This is a genomic window from Streptomyces sp. NPDC055815 (assembly GCF_053616475.1).
Map to the genome: position 1 here is coordinate 14,698 of NZ_JBSHDU010000016.1, position 15,355 is coordinate 30,052.

Genomic DNA, 15,355 nt, shown 5'->3' on the forward strand with positions numbered 1-15,355 from the left:
GCTGATCACGTCCAAACGGCTTAAGGGGGCGGCGCATCGCCGCCCAACGCATCCAGGGGGATTCACTTTATGCGTAAGTCCATCGCTACCGCTCTCGCCACCGCCACCCTCGCGATCGGCGGCTCTCTGGCCGGCGCGGCGCCCGCCGGCGCGGCGACGACGCAGGGACCGGACGTCGCGGCGGCCGCGGAGAACAGCACCGCGGCACGCGCCATCTGCTACTCCGCCCACGTCCAGGGCGTGGGCTGGCAGGGGGCCGTCTGCGACGGCTCCGTGGCCGGCACGACCGGTCAGGCCCGCAACCTCGAAGCGCTCACGATCGCCACGGGTGGCACGGGTGGCCTGTGTGCCCGCGCCCACGTGCGCAACGTCGGCTGGCAGTCCTGGTCCTGCGCCGCGGACGGCACCGCCGTCGCCATCGGCACCACGGGCCGGAACCTCCCGATCGAGGCCGTGGAGATCCAGATCGGCACCGGCGAGGTCTGGGGCAACGCCCACGTGGCCGGTGTGGGCTGGCAGGGCGGCGTGTCGAGCTGGTACATCCAGGTCGGCACCACCGGCCAGGCCCGCGCGATGGAGGCCATCGCACTCGCCGTCTGATCCGTCTGATCGGTCCGACTTTCGACCGGGGGCGGGGCGGGGCGGGGTTGGTGCCCGGCTCCGCCCCTGCCCCGGGCCGCACCGTCGCCTCGCGCTCCGCACTGCGCCATACTTCCCCGACAACACGGGGCCATGCGCGGGAGGACGGACGACAGTGGACGGCACGGAAGGCCAGGAGGCCCGGCTTCTCGCCGCGCGTCTGGAGTACCTCTTCGAGAACGTCCAGCCGCTGGGCCGGCGTCACACGCTGCAGGAGGTCGTGGACGGCATCAAGAACGCCGACGACTCCGACGGGATCTCCCTGAGCGTGGGCCGGCTCTCGATGCTCATGAACGGCAAGGCGAGCAACCCGACCATCGGGACCCTGCGGGCCATCGCCCAGTTCTTCGGCGTTCCCGTCGCCTACTTCATCGACGACGACGTGGCCGAGCAGACGGTCGCGCAACTGGCTCTGCTGGGCGCGATGCGCCGTAACGACGTCCGCGCCGTGGCGATGCGGGCGGCGGCCGTGGCCACCTCCTCCGCACAGGGACTCGACCTCGTACGGAGCCTGGTCGAGCAGGCCGCCCGCGCGGCGCGCACGGCCAAGGCGGAAGCCGACGAACCGGATCCGCACACCGGCTGACCTCCTGTCAGCCGGACCTCCCCGCTGACTGATCTTCCTCCGGCCGGACACCCCCCACACCTATACTGCGCACGGGTGCGGGGGGCGCCCCCGCGGCCGCACCTCGCCGTGGTCAGGGGGAGGTTGCGCGATGCGTCATGACGCATGGTCGGAATTCAGCAGGCGATGTCGTCGGATCCTGAACGGCCTTCGGACAGACCGGCCGCAGACCGTCGAAGAACTGTGCCGGACCATCTCCGAGCAGCGCGGCCGAGGCCTGACGCTCTCTCCGCTGCCCCCGGGCGCGGGTGGATCCGGCGGTGTGTGCGGCCTGTTGGTGAGCCTCGGGGACGCGGACCACATCTTCTACGAGTCGTCCACGAACGCGCTCCACCAGAAGCACATCATCCTCCACGAGCTCGCCCACCTGCTCCTCGGGCACGGGAGCACGGCCGACGACACGGCGTCCCTGGGCGTCGAGCGGCTCTTCCCCGGCCTCGACCCCGCCATGGTCCGCCGGCTGCTCGCCCGGGGCCGGACCGACTACTCCCAGGTGCAGGAGCGCGAGGCGGAGCTCCTCGCCACGATGATCCACAACCGCACCACAGGACCGGCCGCCGACGCGTACGGCACCGCGCTGTCCGAGATGGCGCGCATCCTCGGGTCCGGGACGCGCGCATGACCGTGATCCGTCCCTTCGACGCGGTCCTGCTCGGCCCCCTGTGGATCGTGACCGTGTACTTCGCGCGGCGGGCGCTCACCGGGGATCGCCGGGCCTGGCCGCTCAGCGGCATGATCGCGCTGATCACGCTCTCCGTCACGCTCGGCGTGCCCGGCATCCGCAGAGCCCTGGAGACGGCGACCGGCGCGGTGGGCGTCACCACCCTCCTGACCCATCTGCTGTCCCTCGCCGCCCTCACCTGTCTGATCGCGTTCACCCGGCGCCTCACCCAGGGGACGGCAGCGGGGACGGCCGCGAAGCCCCGCGGCGGCCTGCTGCGGGCGCTCCCCCTTCCCGTGGCGGCGGTGGCCCTGTCCGTCGCGTTCTTCCTGAGCCCGCACCCGGACGCCGAGGCCCATCTGCTGACACAGACGCCCACCGCGTCGGTCTACGCCTACTGGAGCGTCTATCTGCTCTACGTGTGCTGGGGGATGGCCGAGTCGGGACGGCTGTGCCACCGGTACCGGAACGAGGCACCGCGCGGCCCGCTGCGGACCTCGCTCCACCTCCTGGGCGTGGCCACCGTCTCGGGCCTCGTCTACGTGGCGCACCGGGCGGTCTTCCTGGTCCTCGGCGTACGGGACTTCTGGCCGCTGCGCGAGGACGTCGTGGTCGCGACCACGCAGGCCCTGCTTGCCCTCACACTGCTCCTGACCGTGACCGGGATCGCCTGGCCGGGGCTGGCCGACCTCGACCGTGCCTGGCGGATCCGCCGCCTGCTGCGCCGGATCCGCCCGCTGTGGGAGGCGATCGGGGAAGCGGTCCCGGAGGTCGTCCTCCGGCTGCCGGACGAGCTGTCGAGCATGCCCGACGTGCTCCTCTACCGGCGGGTCATCGAGATCAGCGACGGGATGCTGGTCCTCGCCCCCGACTGCGGTGAGGCCGCCAGGGCCGAGGCACGCCGTCGGCTGTCCGCCGCCGGGCTGACGGGCGACCGGCTCGAGGCGGCGGTGGACGCCGCCTGCCTGCGGCGCGCCGTCGCCCGCCGGCGCGCCGGCCCCGACGCCCCGCCCGTGCCGGCGGTGCCCGCGCCGGGCGGGGGCGGACACCACCCGGGGGACCCGCAGGACCTTGAGGGCCCGAACGAGGGGGAGGCGCAGTGTGCCCGGTTCGAGCTGGTGGCCCGGTACTACACGAGCCCCCTGGTGATCGGCGTCGCCGGGGCGCTCCGGCACGATCCGCTCAGAGCCGCTTGAGCCGCGAGACGGCCTCCTCCAGGACCTCGGTCCGCTTGCAGAAGGCGAAGCGGACGAAGGGGGCGCCGGCCTCGCGGTGGTCGTAGAAGACGGCGTTGGGGATGGCGACGACGCCGGCGCGCTCCGGGAGGGAGCGGCAGAAGGCGAAGCCGTCGGTGGCGCCGAGGGGGCGGATGTCGGTGGTGACGAAGTAGGTGCCGGCCGGGCGGTAGACCTCGAAGCCGGCCTGGGCGAGGCCTTCGCTCAGCAGGTCCCGCTTGGCGCGCAGCTCGGCCCGGAGGGTGTCGAAGTAGGCGGCCGGGAGGCGCAGGGCCTCGGCGATCGCGTACTGGAAGGGGCCCGAGGAGACGTACGTGAGGAACTGCTTGGCCGAGCGGACGGCGGAGGTCAGGCCGGGGCTCGCGGTGAGCCAGCCGACCTTCCAGCCGGTGAAGGAGAACGTCTTGCCGGCCGAGCCGATGGTGACCGTGCGCTCCCGCATGCCCGGGAGGCTGGCGATCGGCAGGTGCTCGGCGTCGTCGAAGACCAGGTGCTCGTACACCTCGTCGGTGACGACGAGCAGGTCCCGCTCGATCGCGAGTTCGGCGACGGCGGTCAGTTCGGCGCGGGTGAGGACCGTGCCGGTGGGGTTGTGCGGGGTGTTGAGGAGGATCAGCCGGGTCCGGTCGGTGACGGCGGCCTTCAGCTCGTCGAGGTCGAGGACGTAGGTGCCCTCGTGGGGGCGGAGGGTGACGGGGACGCGGGTGCCGCCGGCCATCGCGATGCAGGCGGCGTACGAGTCGTAGTACGGCTCCAGGGCGATGACCTCGTCGCCGGGCTCGACCAGGGCGAGCAGGGCCGCCGCGATCGCCTCGGTGGCGCCCGCCGTGACGAGGACCTCGGTGTCGGGGTCGTACGCCAGGCCGTACCGCTCCCGCTGGTGGTCGGCGATCGCCGTCCGCAGCTCGGGGATGCCGGGGCCGGGCGGGTACTGGTTGCCGAGGCCGTCCCGCAGCGCGCGGACCGCCGCCTCCCGGATCTCCTCGGGGCCGTCGGTGTCGGGGAAGCCCTGACCGAGGTTGATCGACCCGGTCCTGGCGGCGAGCGCGGACATCTCGGCGAAGATCGTCGTCCCGAACTCGGCGAGGCGGCGATTGAGCAGCGGTCGTGTCATGACGGCCATCCTGGGGCCAAGCCGCCCCCGGGCCAAGCCCGCCTCGGGTGCAAGCTCTGGACTTGCTCAAGTGCGCTTTGACGGGTGACCGGAGCGGGGATCGCCCTGGCATGGACATCGCATTCTTCTTCCTCGGGGTCGCGGCCGTGATCGCGTTCGGGGTGTGGCTCGTCGCGAGCGGGATGAAGGGGACGAGCGGGACGAAGCGCGGGGGGCGCGGCGGCGACAGCTGGTGGGCCGGTTCCTCGTCCTCGTCGACCTCTTCCTCTTCCTCCTCGTCCGCCTCCTCCTGCTCCTCGTCCTCGTCGTTCTCCTGCTCCAGCTCCTCGTGTTCGAGCTCGTCCTGCTCGTCGTCCTCGTGCTCCAGCTCCTCGTGCAGCTGAAGCTCTGGACTCGCTCAAGTCCGCTTTGACGGGGTGCCGGGGCGGGCATCCCCCTCGCACAGAAGAACGGGGGTAGTACAGATGGAAATCGTGATCTTCATCGTCTTCGCGCTGGTGGTCATCGGACTGTTCTCCGGCGGCAAGAAGTCGGGGGGCCGCAAGCGGCGCGGTGGGCGCAAGGGCGGCGGCTGGGCCGACGGCGGTGGTGGCGGCTGCGGCGGCAGCAGCTCCTGCGGGTCCGGCTGTGGCGGTGGTGGCTGCGGCGGCGGCAGCTGAGTGAACAAGTGAACTGTTGGGTCCCCGAAGGGGTTGGAAAACACGGCAAGTTGGGTAAAAACGCTGCGAGTCGCCCGACGCACGTGGTTCTCTCGCTCCTGACAGAGACAGCCCTCGGACCGTGTGTGGACCCGAGCCGGCGATTCCCCACTCCCGTAGAACCCTTCTCCGGGGCGCCCCCGGCCCACCCGTCAAACCGTGTTTGCGGAGCCGACCCATGCTCACCACCTTGAAGACCTCCTACACCGATACGCGCGCGGCCGATCTGGCCTGGGCCCTCGGGCGCGAGCCGCTGCCCGCGCTCGCCGTGCTCGATCTCGAACTCTCCGGAGCCAAGCTCCAGTTGAGGCTGCTCGGCGCCTCCCACCAGGTTCTCCTGGAGGAGGAGGGGCGCCACTGCTCGGAGACCGTGGCCTGCATGCCCGGCAGCAGCACCCCGCTCCCGCTCGGCGTCTCCAAGCGCGTCGGCGAATGGGAGTACGAATTCGCGGCGCGCGTCGAGACGCTCTCGCACGGCTGCTTCGCGGGCCGTGCGCAGGAGCTGCTCGCGCTCGTCGCCGACCATCCCAACGGGCTCGCGGGGACCTTCCCCGGCTCCCCGCACGCCTTCACCGCGATGCTGGCGCAGCGTCACGAGGGCCAGGTGCGGTGGCGCACCTGGCACGCCTACCCGCAGGAGGGGCAGTTGGTGGTGACCAGGACCCGCATCGCCGCACGTATGCCCGCAACGCTCTGATGCGCCCTCCCGACACCCCATGTGCACTCGTGTGGGTGACAAGGGGTGTGACAGTCGTGACGTAGCGTTACGGACATGATCGAGCCGACCGTGACCATGCCGCCCAAGCGGGTGCGCCGGCCGCCCGCGCGGCGGTCCGTGCGGCCGCCGCGCGAGGCGGTGCGGTTCCCGGTCCTCGCGGTCGTCTTCGTCTGCGCCGCCTGCGGCCTGGTCTACGAGCTGGAACTGGTCGCCCTCGCCTCCTACTTGATCGGCGACTCCGTCACCCAGGCGTCCGTCGTGCTCTCCGTGATGGTCTTCGCGATGGGGGTGGGCTCGCTCCTCGCCAAGCGGCTGCGCTGCCGGGCCGCCGCCGGCTTCGGCCTGGTCGAGGCCGGGCTCGCGCTGATCGGCGGCTGCTCGGCGATGGTGCTGTACGCGTCCTTCGCCTGGCTCGGCGAATCGCGGTACGTGCTCGTGGCGTTCTCGCTGGCGATCGGCGTGCTCATCGGCGCCGAGATCCCGCTCCTGATGTCGCTGATACAGCGGGGACGGGCGGCGGGGGCCGATCGGGCGGCGCACGCCGCCGGCTCCGGGCGGGCCGGCCGGCAGGCCCCGCCCGGGGAGCGGGACGACGCCGCGGGGACGGTCGCCGACCTCTTCGCCGCCGACTATGTCGGCGCGCTCGTCGGCGGCCTCGCCTTCCCCTTCCTGCTGCTGCCCTGGCTCGGCCAGCTCACCGGCGCGCTCGTCACCGGCGCGGTCAACGCCGTCGCGGGCGGCGGCCTCGTGCTGTGGGTGTTCCGCCGCGACCTGACCCGTCGGTCCCGTGCGCTGCTCGTGGCCGTGAACGTGGGCGTCCTCGCCGTCCTCGCCACCGCGACCGTCCTCGTCGACGACTTCGAACAGGCCGCGCGCCGGGCCGTCTACGGGGACCGGGTGCGGGTCGCCGTCCACACCGACCTCCAGGAGGTCGTGGTGACCGGGGGCCGCGCGGAGCTGCCCGACCTGTTCCTCGACGGACGCCTCCGGGTGGCCGGCCGGGACGAGTACCGCTACCACGAGGCGCTCGTCCACCCCGCGATGAACGGCAGCCACAGGCGCGTACTGATCGTCGGCGGCGGCGACGGCATGGCCGCCCGCGAGGTCCTGCGCTACGCCGGGGTCCGCTCCGTCACCGTCGTCGAGCTCGATCCGGGAGTCGTCCGCCTCGCCCGTACGGACCCGGCGCTCGCCGCCCTCAACGCCCAGGCCTTCCGCGACCCCCGCGTCCGCGTGGTCTACGCGGACGCGTTCCGCTGGCTGCGGGGCGCCGCCGATCGTCTGCAGGAACGGTACGACGTGGTGATCTCCGATCTGCCCGACCCCGGGATCACCCCCAGCACCAAGCTCTACTCGGAGGAGTTCTACGGCCTGGTGGCCCCGGTGCTCACCGCCTCCGGACGGTTCGCCGTGCACGCAGGATCGGTCACCGACCGGCCCCGCACCTACTGGACCGTCGACGCCACCCTGCGCGCCGCCGGCTTCGCGACCCGGCCGTACAGCGCGAGCGGCCGCACCCCCGGCTTCGCCGCGGGACCCGACCGCGCCGACCGCACCAGCGGTACGGAGCGGGGGCCGGGGGACTGGGGCTTCCTCCTGGCCGTACGGGGCGGGCGGCCGCCCGCGCTCCGCCTCGCCGCCGACGCGCCCCGGCTGCGCTCGCTCGGCGCCGGGACCCTGGAGAGCGCGGCGCGCCGCGCCGAACGGACCCGGGGCGCCGAACCGCCGCCCTCGACCCTGGTGCACCCCCGGTACGGAGCCTGACCCGGCTGCCGGGACGGCTGCCGGGACGTCCGCCGGGACCCGTCTGCCGGGCGCAAACAGGCGACGCCGCGCCCCGCCCTGAGTAGGCTCGGCTTCCATGGAGCATGAGGTGTTCGTTCCCGTCCCGGCCGAGGCCCTGCGCGCGACGCTCACGGACCCGGCCCGCGTGGTGCGCTGCGTGCCCGGTCTCCAGCGGGACGCCGACGCGGAGGCGGGCCCCCTCACGGGCCGGCTGAAGGTGCGGGTCGGCGGCAACACCATCACCTACCGGGGCGCCCTGCGGGTCGTCGAGCGGGACGGTGCCATCACCTACGAGGGCGAGGGCACCGAGGCCCGGGGCAAGGGCTCGGCCGAGCTGTCCCTCACCGTCGTCCTCACCCCGGTGGCCGAGGGGACCAGCCTGAGCTTCACCGGCGCCCTCACCGCGGTCGGCCGGCTCGCCGACGCCACGGACGAGGCACGCGCCACGGCCGGCGTCAGGCTCCTCGACAGGTTCGTGGAGGCGGTCGCCGCGCTCGCCGAGGAGCCCGAGGCCCTCGAAGAGGCCACCGACGACGACGGGGTCGACGACGGGGTGGAGGAGCCCGCCCGGGGCGTCGCCTTCGACGCGGTCGTGCCGCCGTCCCCCCTCGACCCGCTGCTCGACGAGGACTTCGCCGACACCCCGATCGAGTTCCCCGCCCCGCAGCCCGCCGCCGAGGCCGCCCACGCCCGCCGGACCATGATCGGGCGGAGCGCCGAGGAGGTCGACCACGCCCCGCCGCGCGGCCGCTACGCCCCCGTCCCCGCCCCCGAGGCGACGAGCGCCGGCGCCACCCTCCGCTGGATCGCCCCGGCCGCCGCCCTCGCCCTCGCCTCGGCCGTCGTCGTCGGCCGGGCCCTGCGCCGCCGCCGCTGAAACGCTCCGATCAGAGCTAGGGTCACGGCGTGAGCATGCAGACGCGACTGACGGCGGGCGACGCCGAGTTGACCATCAACCCCGACCACGGCTGCCGGATCGAGAGCCTGCGCATCGCCGGCACCGAGGTCCTGCGCCAGGGCGAGCGCTACGGAAGCTTCCCGATGGTGCCCTGGTGCGGGCGGACCGAGAACGGCCGCTTCCGCAACGGCGCCACCACGCACCAGCTCCCGGTCAACGCCGCCCCGCACGCCATCCACGGCACCGTCCGCGACCTCGCCTGGAAGACCGCCCGGAGCTCCGCGACCGAGGCCGTCTTCACCTGTGAGCTCGGCGACCCCTGGCCGTACCAGGGCCGGGTCACCCAGGTCTTCGAGCTGTCCGAGGACTCCCTCACCCTCCGCTTCGGCGTCGAGACCTACGACGACTCCTTCCCGGCGCAGGCCGGCTGGCACCCCTGGTTCCTGCGCAACCTCGGGCAGGGCGGTCAGGACGTACGGATCGACTTCACGCCCGCCTGGCAGGAGCAGCGCGGGGAGAACCACCTCCCCACCGGCCACCGCATCGACCCCCTCCCCGGCCCCTGGGACGACTGCTTCGGCATGCCCGACGGCGTCGACGTCACCCTCGTCTGGCCGGAGGAGCTGGAGATCCGGGTCGCGAGCCGCGCCGAGTGGGTCGTGATCTACGACGAGCCCGCCGAGGCGGTCTGCGTCGAGCCGCAGTCCGGCCCGCCGAACGGCCTCAACACGCATCCGCGCCTGGTCACCCCGATCGACCCCCTGGAGGTCGAGAGCACCTGGAGCTGGCGGCGGCTTTAAGCTCAGGGGCATGACTGACGTACGCGCTGAGCTGCTCCAGCAGATCAAGGACAAGGCCGTGGTGCACGGCAAGGTGACCCTCTCCTCGGGTCTGGAAGCCGACTACTACGTGGACCTGCGCCGGATCACGCTGGACGGTGCGGCTTCGCCGCTGGTCGGCCAGGTCATGCTCGAACTGACCAAGGACCTCGACTTCGACGCGGTCGGCGGCCTGACGCTGGGCGCCGACCCGGTCGCGACGTCGATGCTGCACGCCGCCGCCGCGCGGGGCGAGCGGCTCGACGCCTTCGTCGTCCGCAAGGCCGCCAAGGCCCACGGGATGCAGCGCCAGGTCGAGGGCCCGGACATCAAGGGCCGTCGCGTCCTGATCGTCGAGGACACCTCCACCACCGGCGGCTCGCCGCTGACCGCCGTCGAGGCGGCGCGAGCGGCCGGCGCCGAGGTCGTCGCCGTCGCCACGATCGTGGACCGGGCCACCGGAGCCGGCGAGAAGATCAGCGGCACGGCGGGCGTTCCGTACCTCTACGCGTACGCGCTGGACGAGCTCGGCCTGGCGTAACCGCCGCGAAGTCGTGACTTAGGTCCCGGACCCCCGCCAGAACGGTCCTGACCTGCACTTTTATCGAAGGGCGGGGTGTTTCACGTGAAACACCCCGCCCTTCGTCATGCCGCGCCCGTGGGAGCCCGCACAAGAGTCTGGAAAGATGGGCCGCGACGATGACGTCGCCCCTAGGTCAGGGACAGCAACGCACACACCCCGCACATCACAAGGAGCGGACGAATGCCCATCGCAACCCCCGAGGTCTACGCCGAGATGCTCGACCGGGCGAAGGCTGGCAAGTTCGCCTACCCGGCCATCAACGTGACCTCGTCCCAGACCCTGCACGCTGCGCTGCGCGGCTTCGCGGAGGCCGAGAGCGACGGCATCATCCAGATCTCGACCGGCGGTGCCGAGTTCCTGGGCGGTCAGCACAACAAGGACATGGTCACGGGCGCCGTTGCCCTGGCCGAGTTCGCGCACATCGTCGCCGCGAAGTACGACATCACGGTCGCCCTCCACACCGACCACTGCCCGAAGGACAAGCTGGACGGCTACGTCCGTCCGCTGCTCGACGTCTCCGCCGAGCGCGTCGCCAAGGGCCTGAACCCGCTGTTCCAGTCGCACATGTGGGACGGCTCCGCCGAGACCCTCGCCGACAACCTGGCCATCGGCCAGGAGCTGCTCGCGAAGGCCGCCGCCGCCAAGATCATCCTTGAGGTCGAGATCACCCCGACCGGCGGCGAGGAGGACGGTGTCAGCCACGAGATCAACGACGAGCTGTACACCACCGTCGAGGACGCCATCCGCACCGCCGAGGCCCTCGGCCTGGGCGAGAAGGGCCGCTACCTGCTCGCCGCGTCCTTCGGCAACGTGCACGGCGTCTACAAGCCGGGCAACGTCGTGCTCCGCCCGGAGCTCCTCAAGGACCTCCAGGCCGGTGTCGCCGCCAAGTTCGGCAAGGCCGACCCGTTCGACTTCGTCTTCCACGGCGGCTCGGGCTCGACGGCCGAGGAGATCGCCACGGCCCTGGAGAACGGCGTCGTGAAGATGAACCTCGACACCGACACCCAGTACGCCTTCACCCGCCCGGTCGTGGACCACATGTTCCGCAACTACGACGGTGTCCTGAAGGTCGACGGCGAGGTCGGCAAGAAGTCCACCTACGACCCGCGCACCTGGGGCAAGCTGGCCGAGGCCGGCATGGCCCAGCGCGTCGGCGAGGCCTGTGTCGCGCTGCGCTCGGCCGGCACGAAGCTGAAGTAAGTCCGTGCACGACGGGCCCGGTACCTCCCGAGGTGCCGGGCCCTCGTGCGTCCCTGGAGGGCTGATGTACGACTTCGACCGTGAGATAGACCGGCACGGGACCTGGTCCGTGCAGTGGGACGGCATCGCGGACCGCTTCGGCGTCGCCGACCTGCTGCCCTTCACCATCTCCGACATGGACTTCGCCTCCCCGCCGGAGGTCCTCGCGGCCCTGCGCGAGCGCGTCGACCACGGGGTCTTCGGCTACACGGACTGGCGGCTCGGCGAGTTCCGGGAGGCGATCCGCCACTGGTACGCGAGCCGGTACGGCACCGGGATCGACCCGGAGACGCTGGTGTACGCGCCCTCGGTGCTCTCCCAGCTCTCGCAGCTCCTCCAGATGTGGACGGAACCCGGCGACGGCGTGGTCGTCCACACCCCCACGTACGACGGCTTCCGCAAGGCCGTCACCGGGCTCGGACGCGAGCTGCGGGGCGTCCCGCTCGACGACCCGGAGGCCCTGGAGCGGGAGCTCGCCCGCCCGGACAGCCGGATGCTGCTGCTCTGCTCCCCGCACAACCCGACCGGCCGGGTGTGGACGGAGGAGGAGCTCAAGGGCTTCGCCGCGCTGGCCGAGCGGCACGGCGCGGCCGTCGTCAGCGACGAGATCCACGCCGACCTGACGACCGACGGCCACCGGCACATCCCCTGGACCCGGATCGCCGAACCGGGCCGGGGGAGCCGCTGGGCCCTGGTCACCTCCGGCACCAAGGCCTTCAACTTCCCGGCGCTCTCCGGTTCGTACGGCATGGTCGGCGACCCCGACGAGCGCGCGGCCTTCGTGCGGCGCATGGAGACCGGCGAGGGCCTCGCCTCACCCGCCGTGCTCTCCCTGACCGCGCACATCGCGGCGTACCGGCAGGGCGCTCCCTGGCTGGACGAGCTGCGCGGATACGTCGCGGGCACGATGGGCCTGGTCCGGGAGCGCCTCGCGGACGGGCTGCCCGAGGTCGACTGGGCGCCCCCGCAGGCCGGCTATCTGGCCTGGATCGACCTGCGGCCGCTCGGGATCGAGGAGACCCGGCTCCAGGAGGAGCTGGTGGAGGTGGAGAAGGTCGCGATCATGCCGGGCGGGGTGTACGGCACGCCCGGCTTCGTCCGGCTGAACGTCGGCTGCCCGCGGAGCAAGGCCGAGCGGGGCGTGGGCGCGTTGATCCGCGCGGCGAACCGGCTGCGTACGGCCTGAGGTCCCGCGTCCGGGCGGCGGCGAACCGGCTGCGTACGGACTGAGCGGGGGCGTGGTCGACCGGCTGCGTCCGGCCTGATCCCGGCGCGCGGGGGCCTCCGCTTCTTGGGACCATGCAGACATGGGTGCGGCTACGGGCGTGCGCGACGTGCGGATGGCCTCGGGGAGCGGCCGGTGGATCGTGTTCACCACCGTCCTCGGCTCCGGGATGGCACTGCTCGACTCGACCGTCGTCAATGTCGCCCTGCCGCACATCGGCGAGGACCTGGGCGCCGACCTCGCCGTCCTCCAGTGGACCGTCAACGCCTACATGCTCACCCTCGCCGGGCTGATCCTGCTCGGCGGCTCCCTCGGCGACCGGTTCGGGCGGCGGAAGGTCTTCGTCGTCGGCGTGGTCTGGTTCGCCCTCGCCTCCCTGCTGTGCGGGCTCGCCCCGAACGCCGGGGTGCTGATCGCGGCCCGTGCCCTCCAGGGCGTCGGCGGGGCGCTGCTGACGCCCGGCTCCCTCGCGCTGATCCAGGCGAGCTTCCACCCGGACGACCGGGCGCGGGCGGTCGGTCTCTGGTCGGGCTTCGGCGGTGTGGGCGCGGCGATCGGCCCGTTCGTGGGCGGCTGGCTGGTGGACGGTCCCGGCTGGCGGTGGGTGTTCCTGCTGAACGTGCCGCTCGCCGCGCTCTGCGTACCGGTCGCCCTGCGGCACGTCCCGGAGTCGCGGGACGAGACCGCGCACGGCCGCTTCGACGTGCTCGGCGCGGTCCTGGGCGCGGTGGCGCTCGCGCTCGTCACGTACGCGCTGATCGGCGCGGCCTGGTGGGCCGGGGCGGCCGGGATCGTGGCCGGCGCGGGGTTCGTGGGGGTGGAGCGGCGGCGCGGGGAGCGGGCGATGGTGCCGCCGTCGATCTTCCGCTCGCGCCTGTTCACCGCGGTCAACCTGGTGACCCTCTGCGTGTACGCGGCGTTCGGCGGTTTCTTCTTCCTGGCCGCCCTCCAGCTCCAGGTGGTCGCCGGCTACTCGGCGCTCGGCGCGGGTGTGGCGCTGCTGCCGACGACCGTGCTGATGCTGCTGCTCTCCGCGAAGTCCGGGGAGCTGGGGGAGAAGATCGGGCCGCGGATCCCGCTCACGGTGGGGCCGCTGCTGTGCGCCGCCGGGATGCTGCTGATGCTGCGGGTCGGGGAGGACGCCTCGTACGTGACCGACGTGCTGCCGGCGATGCTCGTCCTCGGGCTCGGCATGACGACCCTGGTCGCCCCGCTGACGGCGACCGTCCTCGCCTCGGTGGACGTGTCCCGGGCGGGCCTCGCGAGCGGCATCAACAACGCGGCCGCCCGCGCCGCCGGGCTGATCGCGGTGGCCGCGCTGCCGCTGCTCGCCGGGATGGGCCCGGAGGCGTACCGCTCGGCGGAGGAGTTCGGGGAGACGTTCCGGCGGGCGATGCCGATGTGCGCGGGGATCCTCGTGGTGGGCGCGGTCCTCGCCTGGACGACGATGCGGACGCCCGCCGCGGCGGCGGACTGCCACCCGGAGTGCAAGGTCCACTGCGGGGTGCAGTCCCCGCCGCTCGACCCGGGGCGGCGGGACGCGGCTCCCTGACCGGTTCGGCCGCTGTTACCGCGTGAGCTCGGCGTACGCCTCGGCGCTGCTGTCCTTCAGGAACTGCCCGCAGCGCTCCGCCTCGTCCTGCTCACCGATCGCCTCGGCGGCGCGGGCGAGCGCGGCCAGGCAGCGCAGGAAACCGCGGTTGGCCTCGTGCTCCCAGGGGATCGGGCCGTGGCCCTTCCAGCCCGCGCGGCGCAGCGCGTCGAGGCCCCGGTGGTAGCCGGTGCGGGCGTAGGCGTACGACTCGACCACGCGGCCCCCCTCCCAGGCCTCGTCGGCGAGCAGCGCCCAGGCCAGGGAGAAGGTGGGGTGGGCGGCGACGACCTCGACGGGCGCCTTCGACTCCTCGACGAGCAGGCGGTTCGCCTCCTCGTTCTCCGGCAGGTAGGTCGGGTTCGGCCCGCTCAGCAGGTTCTGGTGAATGTCCATGCCTGCAGTCTGCCATCAGGGAACCGGCGGCCGAGGGGCCGATTCAGCTGCGGCATTCGGATTCGGTGGGCGCCCCGCCGCGGCTCCTGGACTTGGTGGTGCGCTGGGCGGGGCCGGACGGGGAGAGCGTCCGCAGGGTCATCAGACAGGGGTCCTGGTCGAGCACGCGCCGCTGGAGCTCCTGCAGGGCACGGCCCGGCTCGGTGCCGAGTTCCGTGGTGGTGCGGTGGCGGTAGTCCCGGTGGAGCCGGAGCGCCTCCGCGCCCCGCTCGGCGCGGAACAGGGCGAGCATGAGCAGCCAGACGAGCCGCTCGCTGAGCGGGTGGCGGTGGAGCAGGAAGTAGAGGTACGGGATGGCGTTGCGGTGCCGGCCGAGGTCGAGCTCGATCTCGGTGCGCAGCTCCATGTCGGCGAGGAACCGCTCGTCCCGGTAGACCCGTTCCCGGGCCAGGGCCGGGGCCTCGATGCCCTCGGCCAGGGGGCCGGTGACCAGGATGCGGGCGTCGTCGAGGTAGCGGGCGGCCTCGTGGAGGTTGCCCGTGAGCGCGGAGGCCGTTCCGGCGGCGGCGAGCCGCTCGTACTCCTGGAGGTCGACGAAGGCGTCGCCGGTCAGCAGCCGGTAGCCGCCGGAGGTCCAGAGGATGCGGGGCATGTCGGCGGGGGCGCGCCCCGTCTCCCCCGTGTCGGCGGCGGGGAAGGCGGTGAACGCGGCGCGGAGACCGGAGACGTACTTCTGGAGCAGGTTCTTGGCGTAGGTGGGCGGGTCGTCCCCCCACAGCGCGCCGGTGAGCAGTTCGGGGCCGGAGGTGAGTCCGGGCCGGAGCAGGAGGACGGCAAGGAGGGCCTGTTGCTTCGGCGGCCCCAGTTCGAGCGGGGTGCCGTCGACGAGGCCCTGGAGGGGGCCGAAAAGAGTCAGGTGGAGGCGGGGCCCTCCGTCGTTCCGGTCCGGTCCGGTGTGGCGTAAGAGAACGCTGGACATGGTTCGACGCTAAGCGTTACCGGGCGGTTGCCCCGTGGAGTTTTTGTGAACGATTGCCTGCGCGCCCCTTGACGCGGGGAGGAACCTCTGATTCCGAGAGCGGGGCCGCGGGGCGGGCGGCGCCCCTGCCCCTTCCTTCTTCCTTCAC

At 72.9% G+C, this 15,355-nt stretch carries 17 protein-coding genes; 14 read left to right on the forward strand and 3 right to left on the reverse strand.

The genetic code is table 11. The features are described 5' to 3' along the window. Positions 1-69: 69 nt before the first annotated feature. From ACWGN5_RS13245 to ACWGN5_RS13260, 4 genes are all read left to right on the forward strand, one after another. Entirely contained in the window at positions 70-600 is a 531-nt protein-coding gene (locus ACWGN5_RS13245; protein ID WP_453514228.1) for a hypothetical protein, read from the forward strand. 154 nt (positions 601-754) lie between these two features. After that, a complete protein-coding gene (locus ACWGN5_RS13250) occupies positions 755-1,225 on the forward strand; it encodes a helix-turn-helix domain-containing protein (RefSeq protein WP_453514230.1) in 471 nt (156 codons plus the stop codon). 301 nt (positions 1,226-1,526) lie between these two features. Further along, the gene (locus tag ACWGN5_RS13255; RefSeq protein WP_453514232.1) at positions 1,527-1,886 is read left to right on the forward strand and encodes a hypothetical protein; all 360 of its coding nucleotides are present in this window, start codon (positions 1,527-1,529) and stop codon (positions 1,884-1,886) included. Continuing rightward, the gene (locus ACWGN5_RS13260; RefSeq protein ID WP_453514234.1) at positions 1,883-3,121 is read left to right on the forward strand and encodes an MAB_1171c family putative transporter; all 1,239 of its coding nucleotides are present in this window, start codon (positions 1,883-1,885) and stop codon (positions 3,119-3,121) included. Before ACWGN5_RS13255 ends, ACWGN5_RS13260 begins: the two co-directional genes overlap by 4 nt. Here ACWGN5_RS13260 and ACWGN5_RS13265 read toward each other — a convergent pair. Continuing rightward, the gene (locus ACWGN5_RS13265; protein WP_453514236.1) at positions 3,108-4,274 is read right to left on the reverse strand and encodes a pyridoxal phosphate-dependent aminotransferase; all 1,167 of its coding nucleotides are present in this window, start codon (positions 4,272-4,274) and stop codon (positions 3,108-3,110) included. The genes ACWGN5_RS13260 and ACWGN5_RS13265 overlap by 14 nt on opposite strands. 163 nt (positions 4,275-4,437) lie before the next feature. Between ACWGN5_RS13265 and ACWGN5_RS13270 the strand changes: the two genes are divergently transcribed. The 10 genes from ACWGN5_RS13270 (at position 4,438) to ACWGN5_RS13315 (ending at position 13,793) form a co-directional block, all read left to right on the forward strand. Then, entirely contained in the window at positions 4,438-4,686 is a 249-nt protein-coding gene (locus tag ACWGN5_RS13270) for a hypothetical protein (RefSeq protein WP_453514238.1), read from the forward strand. A gap of 52 nt (positions 4,687-4,738) precedes the next feature. Continuing rightward, entirely contained in the window at positions 4,739-4,933 is a 195-nt protein-coding gene (locus ACWGN5_RS13275) for a hypothetical protein (RefSeq protein WP_453514240.1), read from the forward strand. 217 nt (positions 4,934-5,150) lie between these two features. Then, positions 5,151-5,669 (forward strand): DUF2617 family protein, encoded by a 519-nt coding sequence (locus ACWGN5_RS13280; protein ID WP_453514242.1) that lies wholly within the window; start codon positions 5,151-5,153, stop codon positions 5,667-5,669. A gap of 75 nt (positions 5,670-5,744) precedes the next feature. Further along, a complete protein-coding gene (locus tag ACWGN5_RS13285; protein WP_453514244.1) occupies positions 5,745-7,454 on the forward strand; it encodes a polyamine aminopropyltransferase in 1,710 nt (569 codons plus the stop codon). A gap of 97 nt (positions 7,455-7,551) precedes the next feature. Further along, positions 7,552-8,352, forward strand: a complete 801-nt coding sequence (locus ACWGN5_RS13290) for an SRPBCC family protein (RefSeq protein WP_453514247.1) — start codon at positions 7,552-7,554, stop codon at positions 8,350-8,352. A gap of 35 nt (positions 8,353-8,387) precedes the next feature. Next, positions 8,388-9,173 carry an aldose epimerase family protein gene (locus tag ACWGN5_RS13295; protein ID WP_453514413.1) on the forward strand — a complete coding sequence of 262 codons (786 nt, stop codon included), beginning with the start codon at positions 8,388-8,390 and terminating at the stop codon, positions 9,171-9,173. 10 nt (positions 9,174-9,183) lie between these two features. Continuing rightward, positions 9,184-9,732, forward strand: coding sequence for an orotate phosphoribosyltransferase (gene pyrE, locus ACWGN5_RS13300; protein ID WP_041129971.1), 549 nt, complete (start codon positions 9,184-9,186; stop codon positions 9,730-9,732). A 222-nt stretch (positions 9,733-9,954) separates the two neighbouring features. Continuing rightward, the gene (gene fbaA, locus ACWGN5_RS13305) at positions 9,955-10,977 is read left to right on the forward strand and encodes a class II fructose-bisphosphate aldolase (protein ID WP_453514250.1); all 1,023 of its coding nucleotides are present in this window, start codon (positions 9,955-9,957) and stop codon (positions 10,975-10,977) included. Between the two features lie 64 nt (positions 10,978-11,041). After that, positions 11,042-12,202 carry a MalY/PatB family protein gene (locus tag ACWGN5_RS13310; protein ID WP_453514253.1) on the forward strand — a complete coding sequence of 387 codons (1,161 nt, stop codon included), beginning with the start codon at positions 11,042-11,044 and terminating at the stop codon, positions 12,200-12,202. Positions 12,203-12,323: 121 nt separating this feature from the next. After that, positions 12,324-13,793 (forward strand): MFS transporter, encoded by a 1,470-nt coding sequence (locus ACWGN5_RS13315; protein WP_453514256.1) that lies wholly within the window; start codon positions 12,324-12,326, stop codon positions 13,791-13,793. Positions 13,794-13,808: 15 nt separating this feature from the next. Here ACWGN5_RS13315 and ACWGN5_RS13320 read toward each other — a convergent pair whose 3' ends face one another. Together ACWGN5_RS13320 and ACWGN5_RS13325 are read right to left on the reverse strand one after the other, a co-directional pair. Continuing rightward, on the reverse strand, positions 13,809-14,228 hold the full coding sequence (locus ACWGN5_RS13320; RefSeq protein ID WP_453514259.1) for a DUF3151 domain-containing protein: 420 nt from the start codon (positions 14,226-14,228) through the stop codon (positions 13,809-13,811). Positions 14,229-14,271: 43 nt separating this feature from the next. After that, positions 14,272-15,207 carry an AfsR/SARP family transcriptional regulator gene (locus ACWGN5_RS13325; RefSeq protein ID WP_453514260.1) on the reverse strand — a complete coding sequence of 312 codons (936 nt, stop codon included), beginning with the start codon at positions 15,205-15,207 and terminating at the stop codon, positions 14,272-14,274. Positions 15,208-15,355: the final 148 nt, after the last annotated feature.

Bases quoted from the DNA above. Each gene is read 5' to 3' on its own strand.
- ACWGN5_RS13245 (WP_453514228.1), top strand. From the start codon at position 70: ATGCGTAAGTCCATCGCTACCGCTCTCGCCACCGCCACCCTCGCGATC.
- ACWGN5_RS13260 (WP_453514234.1), top strand. From the start codon at position 1,883: ATGACCGTGATCCGTCCCTTCGACGCGGTCCTGCTCGGCCCCCTGTGG.
- ACWGN5_RS13265 (WP_453514236.1), bottom strand. From the start codon at position 4,274: ATGACACGACCGCTGCTCAATCGCCGCCTCGCCGAGTTCGGGACGACG.
- ACWGN5_RS13275 (WP_453514240.1), top strand. From the start codon at position 4,739: ATGGAAATCGTGATCTTCATCGTCTTCGCGCTGGTGGTCATCGGACTG.
- ACWGN5_RS13280 (WP_453514242.1), top strand. From the start codon at position 5,151: ATGCTCACCACCTTGAAGACCTCCTACACCGATACGCGCGCGGCCGAT.
- ACWGN5_RS13285 (WP_453514244.1), top strand. From the start codon at position 5,745: ATGATCGAGCCGACCGTGACCATGCCGCCCAAGCGGGTGCGCCGGCCG.
- ACWGN5_RS13290 (WP_453514247.1), top strand. From the start codon at position 7,552: ATGGAGCATGAGGTGTTCGTTCCCGTCCCGGCCGAGGCCCTGCGCGCG.
- ACWGN5_RS13295 (WP_453514413.1), top strand. From the start codon at position 8,388: ATGCAGACGCGACTGACGGCGGGCGACGCCGAGTTGACCATCAACCCC.
- pyrE (WP_041129971.1), top strand. From the start codon at position 9,184: ATGACTGACGTACGCGCTGAGCTGCTCCAGCAGATCAAGGACAAGGCC.
- fbaA (WP_453514250.1), top strand. From the start codon at position 9,955: ATGCCCATCGCAACCCCCGAGGTCTACGCCGAGATGCTCGACCGGGCG.
- ACWGN5_RS13310 (WP_453514253.1), top strand. From the start codon at position 11,042: ATGTACGACTTCGACCGTGAGATAGACCGGCACGGGACCTGGTCCGTG.
- ACWGN5_RS13315 (WP_453514256.1), top strand. From the start codon at position 12,324: ATGGGTGCGGCTACGGGCGTGCGCGACGTGCGGATGGCCTCGGGGAGC.
- ACWGN5_RS13320 (WP_453514259.1), bottom strand. From the start codon at position 14,228: ATGGACATTCACCAGAACCTGCTGAGCGGGCCGAACCCGACCTACCTG.
- ACWGN5_RS13325 (WP_453514260.1), bottom strand. From the start codon at position 15,207: ATGTCCAGCGTTCTCTTACGCCACACCGGACCGGACCGGAACGACGGA.